Genomic DNA, 20607 nt, shown 5'->3' on the forward strand with positions numbered 1-20607 from the left:
TTACGCCAGGCAGCGGAACAGAAGCGCCGGATCGCGGTCGGGATCGATACGCAATTTGATCCCGCCCCATTCGATGCGGGACTGTTCGCCTGTCATGAGATTTTCGAGCGAGGTGACTGGGCGGCGCTCGCCGCCGACGTCGATGGTGAGATCGCCGATCGGCAACCAGATCTCGCGCACATGCCGCGAAAGCGCGATGACCGCGACGACAGTATTGGCCGGTTCAGCCGCTTCCTTGGCGAAGGCGATGGTCTCGCCGTCCTCGACACCGAGGAAGCGCAGATTATTGGTCTGCTGCAGCGCCGGATTGTCGTTGCGGATGCGGTTCAGCGCGGCGATGTAAGGCTTGATGTTGCCGGGTTTGTCCCAGTCACGCTGACGGATCTGGTACTTCTCGGAATCCAGATATTCTTCGCGGCCGGGAACGGCCTCGTGCTCCAGCAGCTCAAATCCGCTATAGAGGCCGTAATTGCCCGACAGCGTCGCTGCCAGCGCGATGCGTGATTTGAAGACCCAGGCCTCTCCGCTCTGGAGATGATAAGGCAGCAAATCGGCCGTGTTGACGAACAGGTTCGGCCGATAGAAGTCCCGCTCCGGATAGCGCGCGAGCTCGCCGAGATATTGCTCGAGCTCCCATTTCTGCGTGCGCCAGGGGAAATAGCTGAAGGACTGCGCGAAGCCGAGCTTGGCGAGGCCCTTCATCAGCTTCGGCCGCGCGAAGGTCTTGGAGAACAGGATCACCTCGGGATGCCGTTGCCTGATCTCGCGGATCAGCCACTCCCAGAACGGCAGCGGTGCGCTGTCGTGATTGTCGATCGCGAAGATGGTGACGCCGTGGTCGATCCAGAACAGCATGGCGTCGCGGAACGCGTTCCACAGTCCGACCCGGTCGACCGAGGCGAAATCGGGGATCACGATGTCCGAATAGGGACCATCCGCCGTCCGCACCGAACGGTCCGGCCGCCATTTGAACCATTCCGGGTGCTGCGTCAGCCAGGGATGATCCGGCGAGCATTGCACGGCGAAGTCGAGCGCGAGTTCGAGGCCGTATTCGAGGCAGGTCGCGACCAGCGCGCGAAAATCCTCGATGGTGCCGAGCTCGGGATGCAGCGCATCGTGGCCGCCCTCGGCCGCGCCGATCGCATAGGGCGAACCGGGCTCGCCTTCGGTGGCGACAGGCGCATTGTTGCGGCCCTTGCGGCTGGTGCGGCCGATCGGATGGATCGGCGTGAAGTACAGCACGTCAAAGCCCATCGCCGCGATATCGGGCACGCGCGCGATGCAGTCGCGGAGCGTGCCGTGCTTGCCGGCATCAGCGCTCTGGCTGCGCGGCATCATCTGATACCAGGCACTGAAGCGCGCTTTGTCGCGGTCGATGACAACGGGGAAGTTCGGCGAGCGGGTCAGGTCGGGCCGCGCCTGGCTCTCGGCCATGGCCTCGCTCAGCTCGGCCGCAAGCAGGGGCGCGACATCGCCGCTGCCGAGATAGTCCTCGCATTGCCTGACGATGACGGTCGCGGCATCCTGTCGCGCGCCGTGCGCCTTGGTCAGCAAGCCCGCGCCCTCGATCGCATCGAGCGTGACGTCGGCGCCGTTGAGCTGCTTGCGTTCGACGCCGTGGCGCCAGGTGGCAAATTCGTCGGTCCAGGCTTCGATGGCATAGACATATTGGCCCGGCTCGGTCGGCACGAAGCTGGCCGACCAACGGTCGTCGCCATGGTGGGTCATCGGCTCGCGCCGCCATTCCCGCTCGTGCTCGCCGCGCCAGATCAGCGCGGCGCTGATGGTGGCATCGCCGTCGCGATAGATGTCGGCCCACACCTCGACCCGTTCGCCCGCGATGCGCTTCACGGCGAAGCGGCCGCCATCAATCGAGGGATAGACGTCTTCGATCAGGAAAGCGCTGCCGGCGGCGGCACTCTCGACAGTTTGAATTGTCTTGTTCACGGTGATGCCATTGACAAGAAAGCAGGGGCCCGTTTCCCTTGTCGGGAACCTACGCTTGGTACCACTATAGAAAGCCGCTTGTGTGTCATTGGTTCCCTTGGGAACGGCAGGTGCGGTTCGTGAGTTAAATGCGACTAACCTCTTCCGTAACCACGTTAAAATCGATCCCACCGGCCGACTGATGGCCTGCAAGCAGCGTGCCGAATGGACATTTTAGCTCAAGCCCGGATCAAGGGCGTTCAATCTGAATTCGTCGATGCCTTGGGGAAGCTGCGGGTCACCGCACCCGAGGCGCTGAAATCCATCCTCGATGCCCTGCCCGAAAAACGGGTCTATCGCTTCGTCAGCGGGCCGGTCGTGGTGCGCGCGCTGGGCAATCCCCGCACCGAGCTCGCTTCGATTGGCGCGGCGCCGCTGCGCTGGAAAGTTACCGGAAATGGACATGTGATCGCACAAGGCGAGACGCGCGAGCCCGTCATCGTCTGGCCCGCCGGTCTGCCGCTCGGCTACCACCGCCTGACGCTGACCGATGCCGGAGGTACGACCGAAGAGGTGCCGATGATCGTGGCGCCTGAGCGGGCCTTCGGCGGCGATTTCGATCGCGGCTGGCTGCTGGCCGTGCAGCTCTATAGCGTCCGCTCGGACCGCAACTGGGGGATCGGCGACTTCACCGATCTGGCCGGCCTTGTCAGGCTTGCAAAGCAGCTCGGCGCCGACGGCGTCGGGCTCAATCCGCTCCATGTCCTGTTCGACAACCAGCCGGGCGATTGCAGCCCCTATTCGCCGAACAGCCGGCTGTTTCTCAATCCCCTCTATATCGACGTCGAGGCCATCCCGGAATATTCGGCCGATCTCGTCCCGGACGCGGCCGCGACCGCCGCGCGGCTGCGCGAAGGGGATCGTGTCCCGTATGTCGACATGGCGGCGCTGAAATGGTTGGGCCTGCGCGCCGCCTTTGACAGTTTCGTGAAGTCAGCGACTGGCGTCCGCCGCAATCAGTTTGATGCCTTCCGTGCCGACCGCGGGCCATTGTTGTCGCGCTTCGCCTGCTTCGAGGTGCTGCGGCATCGGTTCAACGTGCCGTGGTGGGAATGGCCGGCGGAATGGCAGCAGCCGGACGATGCCAAATGCGCAGATATGCGCAACGGGCCCGACAAGCGCGAGGTCGAGTTCGTCGAATTCGTGCAATGGACCGCCGATAGCCAGTTGCACGCCGCCAAGGCGCTGTCCGCCGAGCTCGGCATGCGGGTCGGGCTTTATCTCGACGTCGCCGTCGGCGTGCAGTCCAACGGCTTCGATGCCTGGAACGAGCAAACGGCGATCTCCCGCCACCTCGCGGTCGGCGCGCCGCCCGACGTGCTCAACACCGTCGGGCAGGACTGGGGCCTTGCCGGTTTCAATGCGGGCGGCCTCGAGGCGCAATCCTTCGTGCCGTTCGCCGACATGCTGGCCGCCTCGATGCGGCATGCCGGCGCGATCAGGCTCGATCACGTGCTGGGACTGAAGCGGCTCTATCTGGTGCCGCGCGGCTTCAAGCCCGACAACGGCGCCTATGTGCAGATGCCGCTCGAGGCGCTGCTGGCGGCCGTCGTCCGCGAGAGCGTCACCCATAAATGCATCGTGATCGGCGAAGACCTCGGCACCGTGCCGGAAGGGTTTCGCGAGACGATGCAGGATTTCGGCATCTGGTCCTATCTCGTCATGATGTTCGAGCGTGACGATGCCGGCCATTTCCGCAACATCGACCATTATCGGCCGAACGCGCTGGTCACGCTCAACACGCACGACCTCTGCACCTATGCGGGCTGGCGTTCCTTCAGCGATCTCAGGATGAAGCGTTCGCTCGGGCTCGATCCCGGCGAGGACGACCAGGCACGCTGGGACGCGCTCGGGGCGCTCGATGCGATCCTGCGCCAGAACGGCATCAGCGCCAATGATCTCTATTCGGTGCTCGGTTTCCTGTCGCGCACGCCCTCGCGGCTGCTCGCGGTATCGATGGAGGATCTGCTCGGCGTGATCGACCAGCCCAATATTCCCGGCACGATCGACGAACATCCGAACTGGCGCCAGCGCCTGCCGGTCGCGCTGGACAAGATTGCGTCCAAGGTCGATCTCGCGGCTTTGAAGGCGGCGACGCGGGAACGTTCGCTGCACGGCGGGAGTTGATCTGGCGGGATTTCCAGGCTCTCACGACCTTGTCACGGAAGATCGAAGACTATGCGTTGATTGGCGACTGCGAGACCGTGGCGCTGGTCGGGCGCAACGGCTCGATCGACTGGCTGTGCTGGCCGGCCTTCGATTCCGATGCCTGCTTTGCCGCCATCCTCGGCTCCAGCAAGAACGGCCGCTGGCTGATTGCGCCGAGCGGGGAGGTCACCGCGATCTCGCGCCGCTATCTCGGCGATACGCTGATCCTCGAAACGCGCTTCGAGACGGAGAACGGCACTGTCGCGCTGGTCGACTTCATGCCGCCGCGCGGGGAGGCCTCCGACATCGTTCGGCTGGTGCGCGGCCTCTCGGGCACCGTGAAGATGCGGATGGAGCTCGTGATCCGCTTCGGCTTCGGCGTCGACATTCCCTGGGTGCGGCGGATCGACCACTCGCTGATGGCCATTGCGGGCCAGGACATGACGGTGCTGCGCACGCCGGCCGAGATACGCGGCGAGGACCTCACGACGGTTTCCGATTTCGAGATCAAGGCCGGCGAGACCGTGCCGTTCGTGCTGACCTACGGTCCCTCGCATCTCGATCCGCCCGAGGCGATCGACCCCGACCTCGCGCTTCAGGAGACCGAGACATTCTGGCACGAATGGTCAAGCCGCTCCACGCATGACGGCGAATATCGCGATCTCGTCATGCGCTCGCTGATCACGCTGAAGGCGCTGACGTTCGGTCCGACCGGCGGCATCGTCGCGGCGCCAACCACCTCGTTGCCGGAAAAGCTCGGCGGCAGCAGGAATTGGGACTACCGCTTCTGCTGGCTGCGCGATGCCACCTTCACGCTGCTGGCGCTGATGAATTCGGGCTATACCGAGGAAGCCTCGGCCTGGCACAACTGGCTCTTGCGCGCCGCGGCCGGCTCGCCAGCCAACATGCAGATCATGTACGGCATCTGGGGCCAGCGTCGGCTCCTGGAATGGGAGGCGGGCTGGCTCGACGGCTATGAGGGCGCAAAGCCGGTGCGCATCGGCAATGCCGCCCATGCGCAGCTTCAACTCGATGTCTATGGCGAATTGATCGACGCCTTCCACCAGTCGCGCATGGCCAAGCTGAAGCTCGATGACGACGCGACCTGGTCGCTGGAATGCGCCGTGCTCAACCATCTCGCCGAGGTCTGGGACCAGCCCGATCACGGCATCTGGGAACGGCGTGGCCAGCCCCGGCACTACGTCTTTTCCAAGGTCATGACCTGGGTCGCCTTCGACCGCGCCATCAAGAGCGCCGAGACCTTCGGCTTCAAGGCGCCGCTGCTGCACTGGTGCACGCTGCGGGAGGCGATTCATCGCGATGTCTGCAACGAGGGGTTTGATCGGGAAGAGAGTACGTTCGTCGAATCCTATGGCTCGAAACTCCTGGATGCGAGCCTCTTGCTATTGCCGGCCGTCGGCTTCCTGCCGGCGGACGATCCGCGCATCCGCGGCACCATCGCAGCGGTCGAGAAGCACATGATGCGCGACGGCTTTGTCTTGCGGCACGATCCGCGCGAGGTCTCCGAGGAGCAACAGCCGATCGAAGGCGCGTTCCTGGCCTGTACGTTGTGGCTCGCCGACGCCCATGTGCTGTCGGGCAATCTCGACCAGGCGCAAGTCCTGTTCGACCGCGTGGTCGGCATCGCGAACGACGTCGGGCTATTGGCCGAGGAATATGATTCCGGCGCCGGGCGCCAGACCGGAAACTTCCCCCAGGCCCTGACCCACATCGCCCTGATCAACACCGCGCATAATCTGTCGGCAGCGCGGCAGAAGAGCGCGAAGCCGGCGATGCAGCGGTCGAAGCAGTGAAGACAGCCCGCGTCCTAGACCCCGAGCCACTCCAGGCCGCCCGGGAGTTCGCCGACGGCAAAGTCGACTTGCAGGACGCGGCGATGCATTGGAGCGGTGGCGGCGTTCGAAGCATGGAGAATAGGCGTCGCGTACAACCAGATGTCGCCGGCATCGGCCAGGCACGCAACTGTGCCGCAACGTCGGACGACGTCCCGCACCTTGTCTTCCGGAATCTGCCCAAGCTTGTGCGACCCGGGCGCGATCAACAGTGGTGCATTGCTGACCGGGGCCGGGTCGATATGGACCCGCAGGGTCACCATGCCCGACAGCAAGGCAAAGGGCGGCTCGACATGCTGCATGCCGCTCTTGACGCTCCAGGTATTGAAGCCATCGACCGGAATGCGTGCCTTCACGGCAATGGTGCGGTCCTGGTGCCAGCCCAAGGCCCAATTCGTCGCGGCCGTCTTGTCAAACAGGACGACCCTGACCGGGCGGCACGTCTCTCCGAGCACTGAGGCGGCAAAGCTTCCGACTTCTCCGCGCGGAGCAAGGAAGGGCGCGAGACCCTCAATGCCTTTTAATCTCAGTCCGGCTTGATTGGGCGGCAAATGGGACAGGGTTTCCTTAAGTTCCTGTACTCGATCGGATGTCAACGCCTGCCGGAACAGCTGCGCGCCGTCGTCCCGAAGAGTCAGCCGGTCAATTTCCAAGGCCGTACATCCATACCCGATTGCTCAGCCCACCACCCCGTTCCGCGTCAGGATCATCTCCATCGCCTCGGCAAAACCGTCCTGCTCGTTGGTTGCGGTGACGTGGGTGGCTTGGTCCTTGACGTTGTCGGTGGCGTTGCCCATGGCGATCGAGGTGCCGCTGACGCGGAACATCGCGAGGTCGTTCTGCATGTCGCCGATGGTGGCGACCGCATCCAGCGAGATGCCGAGGCGATTGGCCATGGCCTGCACGAAGGTGCCCTTGTCGAAGCCGGGCGGGGTGATGTCGAGATAATAGGTCTGCGACCGCACCGCCGTCGCCTCGGCTCCGAGCGCCTGCTGCATCGCCTTCTCGCATCGCTCGAGCCCGGCGGCATCGACGCTGGCACCGACGATCTTGCAGGCGCTGGCGAAGTAGGGCGAAAAATCCGTCACGATGGTCGGGTCGGCGCGGATGGTGTGCTGCTCGTGGGCGACGTAATGGCCGCCGGGGTTGTCGATCAGCCATTTGTCGGTGGTGAACAGCCAGATGTCGGCGCCGAACTCGCGGAGAATCTGCAATGACCGCTCGGCTGCGCCCTTCGGGATCAGATGCTGCTCGACCGGCCTCATCTCGGGATCGACGATCGAGGAGCCGTTGAACGGGCCGACCGGCAGCCACAGCGCCAGCGGCTCGATCAGGAAGCGCATGCCGATCGCGGGGCGGCTGGAGGTGACGGTGAAGCCGATGCCGGCCTGGTGCAGCCGCTGCACCGCGCTCCTCGCCCGGTCCGTCAGCGTCTTGTCCTTGGTCAGCAGCGTGCCGTCGACATCGGAAACGACCAGTGAGATTTTCGTCATGGCGAAACCTTGGTTTAAACGGCCCTGCTCTTGCCGCCGTCGATCTTCAGCTGCCGCACGATGCCGTCGACGATCGCCTCGACGGATTCGTCGATCGAGGCCGTGATGACGTGCTCGCTGGCCTCCGGCGGCTCCAGCGTGTTGAACTGGCTGGTCAGGAGCCCTGATGGCATGAAATGGCCCTTGCGGTGCGCCAGCCGGTCGGCAATCAGCTCCTGCGTGCCCTTGAGAAAGATGAAGCGCACGTCGTCGCGTCCGCGCAGCAGCACGTTGCGATAGCTGTGCTTGAGCGCCGAGCAGGCGATGATGATTTGTTCGCCTCTGCTGCAGACCCGCCCGATCTCGTCGGCAATGGCGTTGAGCCAGGGCCAGCGGTCCTCGTCGGTGAGCGGTTGGCCGGCCCTCATCTTCTCGACATTGCTTGCGGGGTGAAAGCTGTCGCCATCCTCGAACCGCCAGCCAAGGCGTTCCCCAAGTGCTGCTGCAATCGTGCTCTTGCCCGATCCCGAGACGCCCATCACGATCAACGCACAAGGTGCTTTAGCGCGGCCCACGAATTCCCTCCGGAAGCGCGGCCTCATCGACCAGCCAGACGGTCTCACCATTGGAGCGCGCGCGTAACGCCGGCAGAGTCTCGCCATTGAAGAGGCGCGTCAAGATTGGCTGCTTGTCATGCCCTGCAATCTCGAACAGCATTTCGCGGCAGGAGGCGAGCGTGGGAAGCGTCAGCGAGACGCGCGGCACGAAGGGCGCGACATTGGCTCTGGGCACGCCGACGACCCAGCGCGTGGCTTCCTCGATTTCGGGATAGCCGGGAAACAGCGAGGCGGTGTGTCCGTCCGGGCCGGCGCCCATCAGGACCAGATCGAACAGCGGCCTTGCCGGATCGAGCTTCTCAGAGCCGTAGAAGGCCGCGAGCTCGCGCGCATAGGCTTCCGCACTCCGGCCGGGGCTCTCGGTCGTGGTCGGAATCGGGTGGATATGGCCGGATGGTGCGTTGCGGTCGAGAAACGCGGCGCGGGCGACCGCCATGTTGTTGAGAGGATCGCTGTCGGGGACAAAACGTTCGTCGCCGATGAACCAGTGCACGCGATCCCAGGGAATCCTGCCGCGCCAGCTATCGCTGCCGAGCAGCTGATAGAGCTTTTTCGGGCTGGAGCCGCCAGTGAGGCAGATCGCGATCCGGCCGGGATTGGCCGCGATCCGCGCCATCACCCGCTCGGCCGCGGCTTGCGCCAGGGCCTCGGCGTCGGCCGCGACGATCAGCTTCGGCTGGTCAGCCGCCGCCATCACGAAAACTTCCGCCAGCTGCGGCCGTCGCGTCGCAACAGCTCGTCCGCGCAGGCCGGGCCGTCGCTGCCGGCCTCATAGGTCTCGATGCCGTTGTCGCCCGCGGTCTTCCAGGCGTCGAGGAAGGGCTGCACCGCCGCCCAGCCGGCCTCGATGCCGTCGGCGCGCTGGAACAGGATGTTGTCGCCGATCATGCAGTCGTAGATCAGCGTCTCGTAGCCGGTGGAGGGATCGGCGCGGAAATAATCGCCGTATCTGAACTTCATCTCGACCCCGTCGATGGTGATGCTCGGCCCGGGAATCTTGGCGTTGAATTGAAGCTCGATGGTTTCGGTCGGCGCGATGCCGATGGTGAGGAAATTCTGCGACAGGCGGTCGATCGTCGTGCCGGAGAACATCGACAGCGGCGCCTGCTTGAACTTGATCGCGACCTCGGTGCGCTTGTGGCCGAGCGCCTTGCCGGTGCGCAAATAGAACGGCACGCCGGCCCAGCGCCAATTGTCGATCATCAGTTTCAGCGCGACGAAGGTTTCGGTGGTGCTGCCGGGCTTGACGTCCTCGGTCTTGCGATAATCAGGGAGCTCGTCGTCGCCGATGCGGCCGGCGAGATATTGCGCGCGCACCGAGTTTCGCAAGGCTTCCTCGTGGTTCGGCTGCTGGATCGAGGTGAGCACCTCGGCTTTCTCGGAGCGCACGGAATGTGCGTCGAAGCGCGCCGGCGGTTCCATCGCGACCAGCGACATCAGCTGAAACAGGTGGTTCGGCACCATGTCGCGCAGCGCGCCGGTGGCATCATAGAAGCCGCCGCGGTGGCCGACGCCGAGCTTTTCCTCCACGCTGATCTGGATGTGGTCGATATGGTTGCGATTCCAGATCGGCTCGAACATGCCGTTGGCAAAGCGCAGCACCAGGATGTTCTGCACTGTTTCCTTGCCGAGATAATGATCGATCCGGTAGATCTGGTGCTCGTCCATGATCTTCAGGAGCTCGGCATTCAGCGCCTTGGCCGATGCGAGGTCGGTGCCAAAAGGCTTTTCGATCACCAGGCGCCGCCAGGCGCCGTTTTCCCTCATCATGCCGGTGCGGCCGAGCTCGCGCGCAGTCGGTGCGAACGCAGCGGGCGGTGTTGCCAGATAGAACAGGCGGTTGCCGCCGGTATCCTGCGCGCATTCCAGCGAATCCAGATGCTCGCGCAGGCGGTCGAAGGAGGGCGGGTCCTTCGGGTCGGCCTCGACGAAGGTGACGCATTCCAGCAGTTTCCGGGCGATGTCGTCGTCGATGGGGCGCGTGGCGAACTGGCGCAGGCCCTTCATCAGGCTGTCGCGCAGTTCGTCATCGGACTGGCCCTTGCGGGCCACGCCGACGACGCAGAATTTTTCCGGCAGCAGGTGCTCGGCCGCCAGATTGTACAGCGACGGCATGACCAGGCGATGGGTGAGATCGCCGGTGACGCCAAAAATGACGAAGGCACAGTTTTCCGGCTTGCGTTTTTCTTGTGGGTCTTTTGTCACGAGCGATCGGCCTTCGCTTTGGGAAGATCTTATTTGGGCTTCGAAGCGTCCGGCTGCTTCGGCTCCTTGTGGCCGCCGAATCCCGCGCGCATCGCGGAAAGAATTTTTTCGGCGAAGGTGTGTTCCTTCCGGGAACGGAAACGTGTGTAGAGCGCCGCGGTCAAGACTTCGGCCGGCACGGCCTCGTCGATCGCGGCATTCACGGTCCAGCGTCCCTCGCCGGAATCCTCGACGAAACCGGAATATTCCGAAAGCTGCGGGCTGTCGGCGAGCGCGGTCGAGGTGAGGTCGAGCAGCCAGGACGGGATCACGCTGCCGCGCCGCCAGACTTCGGCGATGTCGGCCAGATCGAAGTCATAGCGATGGTCGACGGGCAGTGCGTCGGTGTTGGCGTTCTTGAGGATGTCGAAGCCTTCGGCATAGGCCTGCATCAGGCCGTATTCGATGCCGTTGTGGATCATCTTGACGAAGTGTCCGGCGCCGACCGGGCCGGCATGAATGTAGCCCTGCTCGATGCGGGGATCGCGGCCCTCGCGTCCTTCCGTGCGCGGGATGTCGCCCGCGCCCGGTGCCAGGGCTGCGAAGATCGGATCGAGCCGGTCGACCACCTGCTTCTCGCCGCCGATCATCATGCAATAGCCGCGGTCGAGGCCCCAGACGCCGCCCGACGTGCCGACGTCGACATAGTGGATGCCGCGCGCCTTCAGTGCCTTGCCGCGGCGGACGTCGTCCTGCCAGAACGTGTTGCCGCCGTCGATGATGACGTCGCCGTCCTGCATCACGCCTGCGATCGTGTCGATGGTCGCTTCCGTGATGCGGCCCGCGGGCAGCATCACCCAGGCCGTGCGCGGCCGCTCCAGCTTCGAGATGAACTCCTCGAGCGTTGCGGAGCCGACGGCGCCGTCTGCGGCGAGGCCGGCGACGGCTTTGGCGTCCTTGTCATAAACCACGGTGGAATGGCCGTGGCGCATCAGCCGGCGAACGATGTTGCCGCCCATCCGGCCGAGGCCGATCATGCCGAGTTGCATGTGAGAGATCCCTTAATTCAGTGCGTCGTTGAGCGCGGCATTGAGCGCCGCGAGACCTTTCCTGAGCGGACCCTTCAGGTGGATCCGAAGCGCGCGCCGGCCGCGCTCGGTGAGCACGTCGAAGTCGCCGCGGGCCTGCGCCGCCTTGATCACGCCGAAGCTGGCCTTCTGGCCCGGCACCGGCAGATCCTTGGCGTCGTCGGCGGTGATCTGGAGGAACACGCCGCTGTCCGGCCCGCCTTTGTAGGCCTGGCCCGTCGAGTGCAGGAAGCGCGGTCCGAACTCGGCACAGGTCGCGACATGCCGTTTCTCGCGCACTTCGAGGCGCATTGCCTGAAGCGCGTCGATGTTGGCCTTGTCGCGTGCGATATAGCCGAGCAGCGCGACATAGTCCCCATGGCCGGAGCGTGACAGATGCGCCTTCAGCCAGGAGGTGAGATCGCCATTGGCGCCGGCAGCGCGCAGCGCCTTGGCGTTGGCCGCATCGGTGTAGAGATCGGCCTGATCGGTGCTGACGACGGGCTCTTCCGCCGGCAGCGCGCCGGTCTTCTCGAACGCCGATGTCAGCTCGCGGGTCTTGATCTTGGCCGCTTCAACGTCGGGCTGGTCGAACGGATTGATGCCGAGGATGCTGCCGGCCACCGCAGTCGCCATCTCGAAGCGGAAGAATTCCTGGCCGAGATGGTCGATCGACTTCATGACGATGCGCACCACCGGATGGCCGGCCGCCTCGATCCCGGCGAGTGCCGAGTCATGGGCGGCATCGGTTTCACCCTCGGTGCGGATGTCGATGAAGAAACGGTCATGGCCGTAAACCGCGGACTCGCCGAGCGGCTCGCCGGCGATCGGGATCAGGCCTTTGCCTTCCTTGCCGGTCGATTCCGCGATGAGCTGCTCGGCCCAGGCGCCGAAATCGGCGATCTTCTTCGACGCCAGGATCGTCACCTTGTCGCGGCCTTCGAGGCCGGCATGGCCCATGGCGAGGCCGAGCTGGACGCCGGGGTTTTCGCTCGGCGGCACGTCGGGTCCGCAGGAGCGCGCCATCGCCAGCGCATGTTTGATGAAGGTCTTGACGTCGATGCCGGCGGTGGCTGCCGGCACCAGGCCGAATGGCGACAGCACCGAATAGCGTCCGCCGATCGAGGGCTCGCCATGGAAGATGCGGGCATAGTTCAGCTTCTTGGCCGCCTTCTCCAGCGACGATCCGGGATCGGTCACCGCGATGAAGCGGAAGCCGGTCTTGGCCTTCGGGCCGAGGGCCTGCGCGACGCGTTCATGGAAATAGTCCTTCATCGCGTTCGGCTCGGTGGTGCCGCCGGACTTGCTGGAGACGATGAACACGGTGTTGGCAATGTCGATCTTGGCCTCCATCGCCCGCACCTCGGCCGGATCGGTGGAATCGAGCACGTGCAGCTTCGGAAAGCCCGGCTTCCGCGCAAAGGTCTCGGCCAGCACCTCGGGGCCGAGGCTCGATCCGCCCATGCCGAGCACGACGGCGTCGGAGAATTTCTGTCCCTTCACGCGGGCCGCGTAATCCTCATAGTCGGCGACGTCGGCCTTGGCGGCGCTGTCGAGCCAGCCCAGCCATTTGTCCTCATCCGTCCCGGTCCAGACCGACTTGTCGCGCTGCCACAGCCTGCGGATCTTGGCCGCGGCGCGCCACTCTTCGGTGCTCTTGGCCACGGCCTTGCCGAGGCCGTCGCCGAGCGAAAGCTGCTGGCGGTCGATCGCCGGCCCGAGCACGGTCGCGCGCTTGTGGGCGACGGCGCCGTACAGCTTGTCGGCGGCATCCGCGAACTGCTTGACGCCGTCCTTGACGAGCTCCTCGGTGATGGCGTCGAGCGAGATGCCGGAGCGCTCCAGCTCGTCCAGCACGCGGCGGGCGTCGTCGATGTTTTCCTCGAGGCTGTCGCGTGGCTTGCCATGGTCTCGGAACGCGTCGAGCGTCGCCGGCGGCACGGTGTTGATGGTGTCGGGGCCGATCAGCTCCTCGACATAGAGCACGTCGCTGTAGTCCTTGTTCTTGGTGCCGGTCGAGGCCCACAGCATGCGCTGCGGCTTGGCGCCCCTGGCCGCAAGCTTCTCCCAGCGCGGCCCCGAGAACAGGCGCTTGTAGTCCTGATAGGCGACCTTGGCATTGGCGATGGCGACCTTGCCCTTCAGCGCGGCAAGGCGCTCCTTCTCGGATGGGTCGTTCGCCCTGGCAATCTTCTCGTCGAGCTGCTTGTCGACGACGGAATCGATCCGGCTGACGAAGAAGCTCGCCACGCTCGCGACATGGGAGGGATCGCCGCCGCCGGCGACGTATTTTTCCAGCCCGGCGAGGTAAGCTTCGGCGACCTCCAGGTAGACGGCTTTCGAGAACAGCAGCGTAATGTTGATGCTGATGCCCTCGCCAATCAGCGTTTCAATTGCGGGGAGGCCCTCTGGCGTCGCCGGCACCTTCACCATCAGGTTCTTGCGGCCGACGTCCTTCCAGAGCCGGCGCGCCTCAGCGACCGTGCCTGCTGTGTCCATGGCGAGATAGGGCGAGACTTCGAGGCTGACATAGCCGTCGCCACCTTTCAGGCGGTCATAGACCGGGCGCAGCACGTCGGCGGCGTGCTGGATGTCCTCGACCGCGACCGCCTCGAACAAATCGGCCACGGTGCGGTCGCCGCGCTTCAGCGCCTTGCCGATCGGGGCGTCGTATTCGTCCGAGCTGCCGATCGCCTTCTCGAAGATCGAGGGATTGGAGGTGACGCCCTTGACGCCGTCGGTGTCGATCAGCCGCTTCAGGTCGCCCTTGGCGATGAAGCCGCGGGCCAGAAAGTCCAGCCAGACGGCTTGTCCGTGCTTTTCCAGTTCTTTGACGGGATTCATGATGATTTTTTATCTCCAAGCCTCCGGGCGAGGGGTTTCCGCCCCGGTCCCGACGCGCTATCCTGTAGCTAACATGCTCCTGAGAAGGAACCAAACCAGGACGTAGACGTCATCCTTGCAGTGTAACTCCGTCGCGATCATGACGATCCAGGCGGCGATGAGGTTTTGCGTAATAAAGATTTGGCCGAATTGGTTTGGCTGGGGTGTTGATCGGTCGCGTCGCTGAGATTGGTCAGCGGATGCGGAGTGTCGTCGGCGGATATCGCTCCGTCTGATTGTCTCCGTCTGATTGCCATTGGCTCGGCCGCGATGCGAATGGCCATGCTGGGAAAGGCATGCACGCGCGTCCTGATGGCATGACCCTCTCAGGTCACCGGCCATCGATTGCGCCGACCGTCTGCGTCAATGCATCCCAAGATCACGTCCGTGCGTTTTGGTGCGCGACATGCCAAGCGATCGATTTGTTGTCCGTGCGGAGGGGTTGGCGACCGATTTTGCTACATTGCTGCGCGTTTGCCGCAATTGTCATGCTGCAAGCGGTGAGGCCGCTGCAGGCAGTCGAGCCACCGCATTGCAGCAGGAAGATGAACGCCGCACGCAAGACTTCGTGCCGCAAGCGTCATAAGTTTGCCGCTCGCAGATTGTCATGTTGCAGTGCCGGAGGGCTCCGCCTCGGTATTTGCCCGGATGTGGCGAGCCAGTGACAATTTCTGGAAATAAGCCAAGATAGACAAAGATTCGCACAAATTACAGGCAAGTGCCTGTTCGTAATTCACGGAGTGCCTACCTTGTGCGTTGCGTCGCGTCGGCAGGCGGGTGTCCAATGACTGTCATGTGCTCACGCTGATTCGAGAAGCGGCCTGAGGAACGGTCTAGTAACTGCTTTCGTTTCAGCTTGTAGCGGAACTCACGCGGAGAGGGATCATGTACAACGATTCTCTATTCAACGCTTTCGCTCGGTCGTTCGAGGCGAGAAGCCAGCACGACATGTCGATGGCGGAATATCTGGAATCGTGTCGAAGCGATCCCATGAAATACGCGAACGCGGCCGAACGGTTACTAGCGGCGATCGGCGAGCCTCAGACGATTGACACGGCCAAGGACCCACGCCTTGGCCGTATTTTTTTGAATCGCACCATCCGTACCTATCCGGCCTTCGCCGGCTTCTACGGCATGGAAGAAACCATCGAGCGCATCGTCGGTTTCTTCCGCCACGCGGCGCAAGGCCTCGAAGAGCGCAAGCAGATCCTCTATCTGCTCGGACCGGTCGGCGGCGGCAAATCCTCGCTCGCCGAGCGGCTGAAGTCGCTGATGGAAGTGCATCCGGTCTACGTGCTCAAGGCCGGCGACGAACTTTCGCCGGTGTTCGAGAGCCCGCTCAGCCTGTTCGATCCCGATCAGTTGGGGCCGATGCTCGAAGAGAAGTACGGCATTCCGCGCCGGCGTCTCTCCGGCCTGATGAGCCCGTGGTGCTACAAGCGGCTCGAAGCCTTCGGCGGCGACATCTCCCAGTTCAGGGTCGCCAAGATCCAGCCGTCGCGGCTGCGCCAGATCGCGATCGCCAAGACCGAGCCCGGCGACGAGAACAACCAGGACATCTCCTCGCTGGTCGGCAAGGTCGACATCCGCAAGCTCGAGACCTACGCGCAGAACGACCCTGATGCCTACAGCTATTCCGGCGGTCTCAACCGCGCCAATCAGGGCGTGCTCGAATTCGTCGAAATGTTCAAGGCGCCGATCAAGATGCTGCACCCGTTGCTGACCGCAACGCAGGAAGGCAATTATATCGGCACCGAGAATATCGGCGCGATCCCGTTCACCGGCGTCATCCTCGCGCACTCCAACGAGGCGGAGTGGGCGAGCTTCAAGTCGAACAAGAACAACGAAGCCTTCATCGACCGCATCTGCGTCATCAAGGTGCCTTACTGCCTGCGGGTCACCGAAGAGCAGAAGATCTACGAAAAGCTGATCCAGGGCTCCGAGCTCGCGGCCGCACCTTGCGCGCCCTCGACCCTGGAGACGCTGGCCCGCTTCTCCGTGATGTCGCGCCTGCGCAAGCACGAGAACTCCACGCTGTTCGCCAAGATGCGGGTCTATGACGGCGAGAGCCTGAAGGAATCCGATCCGAAGGCGCGCAGCGTCCAGGAATATCGCGACGCCGCCGGCGTCGACGAGGGCATGGACGGCGTCTCCACCCGCTTCGCCTTCAAGATCCTGGCTGCGACCTTCAACCACGATCCGCAGGAGGTCGCCGCCGACGCCGTGCACCTGATGTACGCGCTGGAGCAGTCGATCCGCAGGGAACAGCTGCCCGAGGAAGTCGAGAAGCGCTATCTCGAATTCATCAAGGCCGAGCTCGCGCCGCGCTACGCCGAGTTCATCGGTAACGAGATCCAGAAGGCGTATCTGGAATCCTACTCCGATTACGGTCAGAACCTGTTCGACCGCTATGTCGACTACGCCGATGCCTGGATCGAGGACCAGGACTTCAAGGATCCTGACACCGGCCAGCTGCTCGATCGCGAACTGTTGAACCAGGAATTGACGAAAATCGAGAAGCCGGCGGGCATCGCCAACCCCAAGGACTTCCGCAACGAGGTCGTCAAATTCTCGTTACGCTCCCGGGCCCAGAACGGCGGCAAGAATCCGACCTGGACCTCCTACGAGAAGATTCGCGATGTGATCGAAAAGCGGATATTCTCCCAGGTCGAGGACCTGCTTCCGGTCATCTCCTTCGGTTCGAAGAAGGACGGCGAGACGGAGAAGAAGCACGGCGAGTTCGTGGCACGCATGGTGGAGCGCGGCTACACCGAGCGTCAGGTTCGCCGACTGGTCGAGTGGTACATGCGCGTGAAGCAAGCCGGTTGAGGCGGATGAGAAAGTGGCCATTCACATTATTGACAGGCGCCTGAATCCAGGCGGCAAGAGTCTTGAGAACCGCCAGCGGTTCTTGCGTCGGGCCAAATCCCTGGTGCAGGGCGCCGTCAAGAAGACCTCGCAGGAACGCGACATCAAGGACGTCCTGGAGGGGGGTGAGGTCACGATCCCGCTCGATGGCATGCACGAGCCGCGGTTCCGCCGTGAGGGCGGCACGCGCGACATGGTGCTGCCCGGCAACAAGAAGTTCATCGAGGGCGACTACCTCCAGCGCCAGGGCCAGGGCAGCGCCAAGGATTCCGGTCCCGGCGAAGGCGACAGCGAGGACGCTTTCCGCTTCGTGCTCAGCCGCGACGAGTTCGTCGATCTCTTTCTCGACGATCTCGAGCTGCCTGATCTTGCCAAGCGCAAGATCGCGCAGACCGAGAGCGAGGGCATCCAGCGCGCCGGCTATACCACCTCGGGCTCGCCCGCCAACATCTCGGTCAGCCGCACCGTGAAGCTGGCGCTCGCGCGCCGCATCGCGCTCAAGCGCCCCAGCAAGGACGAGATCGACGAGCTGGAAGCCGAGATTGCCGCCTGCACCGACGAGGACGAGCGCGCTGAGCTCATCGCCCGGCTCGAGAAGCTGAAGGCCAAGACCAAGCGCATTCCCTTCATCGATCCGCTCGACATCCGCTACCGCCGCTACGAGAAGGTGCCGCGCCCGGTGGCGCAGGCCGTGATGTTCTGCCTGATGGACGTCTCCGGCTCGATGTCCGAGCACATGAAGGATCTCGCCAAGCGCTTCTACATGCTGCTCTATGTGTTCCTGAAGCGTCGTTACAAGCATGTCGAGATCGTCTTCATCCGCCACACCGACCGCGCCGAGGAGGTCGACGAGCAGACCTTCTTCTACGGCCCGGCCTCCGGCGGCACGCTGGTCTCCAGCGCGCTGCAGGCGATGCACGAGATCGTGCGCGAGCGCTTCAATCCGGCGGACTGGAATATCTACGCCGCGCAAGCTTCCGACGGCGACAATTCCTATTCCGATGGCGAGCTCACCGGCATGCTGCTGACCGAAAAGATCCTGCCGGTCTGCCAGTTCTTCGCCTATCTCGAGGTCGGGGAAGCCGGCGGCAGTGCCTTCGATCTGTCGGATTCATCGCTCTGGACCCTCTATGAGCGCTTGCGCAACTCTGGCGCACCGCTCTCGATGCGCAAAGTTTCTGAGCGCAGCGAGATCTTCCCGGTGTTCCACGATCTGTTCCAGCGCCGCGAAACTGCCCAGGAGAAAGCCGCTCCATGACGGAACGCTTGTTCGAAGGCGCCGATTGGGATTTCCGCACCTTGCAGCGCATCACCGATGCCTGCGAGGAAGTGGCGCTGAAGGATCTCGGGCTCGACGTCTACCCGAACCAGATCGAGGTCATTACCGCCGAGCAGATGCTGGACGCCTATTCGTCCGTCGGCATGCCGCTGTTCTACAAGCACTGGTCGTTCGGCAAGCACTTCGCGTATCACGAGGCCTCGTACCGCAAGGGCCTGATGGGCCTTGCCTATGAGATCGTGATCAACTCCTCGCCCTGCATCTCCTATCTGATGGAGGAGAACACGGCGACGATGCAGACGCTGGTGATCGCGCACGCCGCCTTCGGCCACAACCACTTCTTCAAGAACAATTATCTGTTCAAGCAGTGGACCGATGCGGAAGGCATTCTCGACTATCTGGATTTCGCCAAGAACTACGTCATGCAGTGCGAGGAGCGCTATGGCCGCGTCGAGGTCGAGCGCACGCTGGACGCCGCGCACGCGCTGATGTCGCACGGCATCGACCGCTATCCCGGCAAGAAGAAGCTCGATCTGCGCGAGGAAGAGAAGCGGGCAGGGCGCCGCCGCCAGCACGAGGAGGAAGTCTTCAACGACCTCTGGCGCACCGTGCCCAAGGGCGCCTCGAAGACCCGCTCCGCGATCTCGCTCGAGCGCCGCCGCAAGCTGCTCGGCCTGCCGCAGGAAAACCTGCTCTATTTCCTGGAGAAGAGCGCGCCGCGCCTTGCGCCCTGGCAGCGCGAGCTGCTGCGCATCGTCCGCCACATCGCGCAGTATTTCTATCCGCAGAGCCAGACCAAGGTGATGAACGAGGGGACGGCGACCTACGTCCACTATCGCATCATGACCAAGCTGCATCAGCAGGGCCGCATCAGCGATGGCAATTTCCTCGAATTCCTGGGCTCGCACACCAATGTGGTGTTCCAGCCCGAATTCGACGATCCGCGCTACTCGGGCTTCAATCCCTACGCGCTCGGCTTTGCCGTGATGCAGGACATCGAGCGCATCGTCACCAATCCGGAAGACGAAGACCGCGAATGGTTCCCCGACATCGCCGGCAAGGGCGACGTCATGGGCGTGCTGCGCGACGTCTGGGCGAATTATCGCGACGAAAGCTTCATCGGCCAGTTCCTGAGTCCGAAGCTGATGCGGCACTTCCGCATGTTCCATCTCCACGACGATCCCGAGGAGCGCCAGGGCATCCGCGTCGACGCCATCCACGACGAGCGTGGTTTCCGCCGCGTTCGCCGCGAGCTGGCACGGCAACACGATGTCGGCTTCATCGATGCCAATATCGAGGTGGTCGACGTCGATCTCTCCGGCGACCGCCGGCTGATCCTGCATCACCACGTCATCAAGGGCTCGCAGCTCAACGAGACCGATGCCAAGCGCGTGCTGCAGCATCTGGCCGATCTCTGGACCTATGACGTCGCCCTGATCGAAGTCGATGCCAACGACAAGGTGCTGCGCGAATACGTCGTCAGCCCGCGCCCGATCCCGGCGGCGGTGGCGTGAGGGCCGGCGGATACCCGATCATTACGGAAGATGCGCATTGATGTGCCCTCGCCCCTTGTGGGAGAGGGCGGCGACGGCAGGAGATACAAACTCACTCGGGTGAGGGGTCTCTCTCCGCATCTTCCGTGCTGATGGAGACCCCTCATCCGGCGCTTCGCGCCACCTTCTCCCACAAGGGGAGAAGGGAAGGAACGCTGGTGGTTGCGGTTGTCCTATGCCGAGCGCTTCACCGGCTTCTTTTTCTTCGTCGCATTCAGCTCCACTGCCGCGCGGATCAGCGCCTTCAACGCCTTCTCGTTGATATCAGCGCCTTCGCCGATATCGATCGCGCGCCGCACATTGCCGTCGAGGCTGGAATTGAACAGGCCGGCGGGATCGTCCAGCGCCGCGCCCCTGGCGAAGGTCAGCTTCACCACCGCCTTGTAGGTCTCGCCGGTGCAGATGATGCCGTCGTGCTCCCACACGGGAACGCCGCGCCATTTCCACGCCTCGACGACATCGGGATCGGCTTCCTTGATCAGTGCGCGGACGCGCTTCAGCGTCTCGCCGCGCCAGTCGCCGAGCTCCTTGATCCGGCCGTCGATCAGCTTCGAGGGCGAAGGACCATCAGAGTCCTTCTTCGCCACCATCGTCGCCTTCTTCATGATCTCGCCTCCGATATTACCCCCGGTGTCATTGCGAGCCAACGGGTCCGCGCGAAGCGCGGCCCGATGACAGGCTCCGCGAAGCAATCCAG

At 63.7% G+C, this 20607-nt stretch carries 14 protein-coding genes; 5 read left to right on the forward strand and 9 right to left on the reverse strand.

Translation table 11 applies throughout. From position 1 onward, the window contains the following. On the reverse strand, positions 1–1947 hold the full coding sequence (locus G8O24_RS31560) for a maltotransferase domain-containing protein (protein WP_188106248.1): 1947 nt from the start codon (positions 1945–1947) through the stop codon (positions 1–3). Between the two features lie 204 nt (positions 1948–2151). Between G8O24_RS31560 and malQ the strand changes: the two genes are divergently transcribed. Next, positions 2152–4113, forward strand: coding sequence for a 4-alpha-glucanotransferase (gene malQ / locus G8O24_RS31565; protein ID WP_188106250.1), 1962 nt, complete (start codon positions 2152–2154; stop codon positions 4111–4113). A 29-nt stretch (positions 4114–4142) separates the two neighbouring features. After that, positions 4143–5948, forward strand: coding sequence for a glycoside hydrolase family 15 protein (locus G8O24_RS31570; RefSeq protein WP_188106252.1), 1806 nt, complete (start codon positions 4143–4145; stop codon positions 5946–5948). A 14-nt stretch (positions 5949–5962) separates the two neighbouring features. On the opposite strand, the gene G8O24_RS31575 is transcribed toward G8O24_RS31570, so the two are convergent. From G8O24_RS31575 to G8O24_RS31605, 7 genes are read right to left on the reverse strand one after another with little or no spacing between them, the layout of a single operon-like run. Next, positions 5963–6640: a phytanoyl-CoA dioxygenase family protein gene (locus G8O24_RS31575; protein ID WP_188106254.1), complete on the reverse strand. Its 678-nt coding sequence runs from the start codon at positions 6638–6640 to the stop codon at positions 5963–5965. Between the two features lie 24 nt (positions 6641–6664). Continuing rightward, positions 6665–7480: an HAD family hydrolase gene (locus G8O24_RS31580; protein WP_188106256.1), complete on the reverse strand. Its 816-nt coding sequence runs from the start codon at positions 7478–7480 to the stop codon at positions 6665–6667. Positions 7481–7494: 14 nt separating this feature from the next. After that, positions 7495–7998, reverse strand: coding sequence for a gluconokinase (locus tag G8O24_RS31585; protein WP_191093401.1), 504 nt, complete (start codon positions 7996–7998; stop codon positions 7495–7497). Between the two features lie 22 nt (positions 7999–8020). Next, a complete protein-coding gene (pgl, locus tag G8O24_RS31590; RefSeq protein WP_188106259.1) occupies positions 8021–8770 on the reverse strand; it encodes a 6-phosphogluconolactonase in 750 nt (249 codons plus the stop codon). Then, positions 8770–10281, reverse strand: a complete 1512-nt coding sequence (gene zwf, locus G8O24_RS31595; RefSeq protein WP_188106261.1) for a glucose-6-phosphate dehydrogenase — start codon at positions 10279–10281, stop codon at positions 8770–8772. Before zwf ends, pgl begins: the two co-directional genes overlap by 1 nt. A 29-nt stretch (positions 10282–10310) precedes the next feature. Then, complete coding sequence (gnd, locus tag G8O24_RS31600; RefSeq protein WP_188106263.1) at positions 10311–11309, reverse strand: phosphogluconate dehydrogenase (NAD(+)-dependent, decarboxylating); 999 nt, start codon at positions 11307–11309, stop codon at positions 10311–10313. 12 nt (positions 11310–11321) lie between these two features. Continuing rightward, a complete protein-coding gene (locus G8O24_RS31605) occupies positions 11322–14171 on the reverse strand; it encodes a bifunctional transaldolase/phosoglucose isomerase (RefSeq protein WP_188106265.1) in 2850 nt (949 codons plus the stop codon). Between the two features lie 924 nt (positions 14172–15095). Between G8O24_RS31605 and G8O24_RS31610 the strand changes: the two genes are divergently transcribed. The 3 genes from G8O24_RS31610 to G8O24_RS31620 are packed head-to-tail and all read left to right on the forward strand — an operon-like array spanning position 15096 to position 19871. Next, the gene (locus G8O24_RS31610) at positions 15096–17039 is read left to right on the forward strand and encodes a PrkA family serine protein kinase (protein WP_188106267.1); all 1944 of its coding nucleotides are present in this window, start codon (positions 15096–15098) and stop codon (positions 17037–17039) included. Positions 17040–17058: 19 nt separating this feature from the next. Beyond that, positions 17059–18336, forward strand: coding sequence for a YeaH/YhbH family protein (locus tag G8O24_RS31615; RefSeq protein WP_188106272.1), 1278 nt, complete (start codon positions 17059–17061; stop codon positions 18334–18336). Next, the gene (locus G8O24_RS31620) at positions 18333–19871 is read left to right on the forward strand and encodes a SpoVR family protein (RefSeq protein ID WP_188106269.1); all 1539 of its coding nucleotides are present in this window, start codon (positions 18333–18335) and stop codon (positions 19869–19871) included. Before G8O24_RS31615 ends, G8O24_RS31620 begins: the two co-directional genes overlap by 4 nt. 212 nt (positions 19872–20083) lie before the next feature. On the opposite strand, the gene G8O24_RS31625 is transcribed toward G8O24_RS31620, so the two are convergent. Further along, complete coding sequence (locus G8O24_RS31625; protein ID WP_188106270.1) at positions 20084–20515, reverse strand: DUF1801 domain-containing protein; 432 nt, start codon at positions 20513–20515, stop codon at positions 20084–20086. Between the last annotated feature and the right edge of the window lie 92 nt (positions 20516–20607).

The organism is Bradyrhizobium campsiandrae (genome assembly GCF_014529705.1).
Lineage (GTDB): Bacteria > Pseudomonadota > Alphaproteobacteria > Rhizobiales > Xanthobacteraceae > Bradyrhizobium > Bradyrhizobium campsiandrae.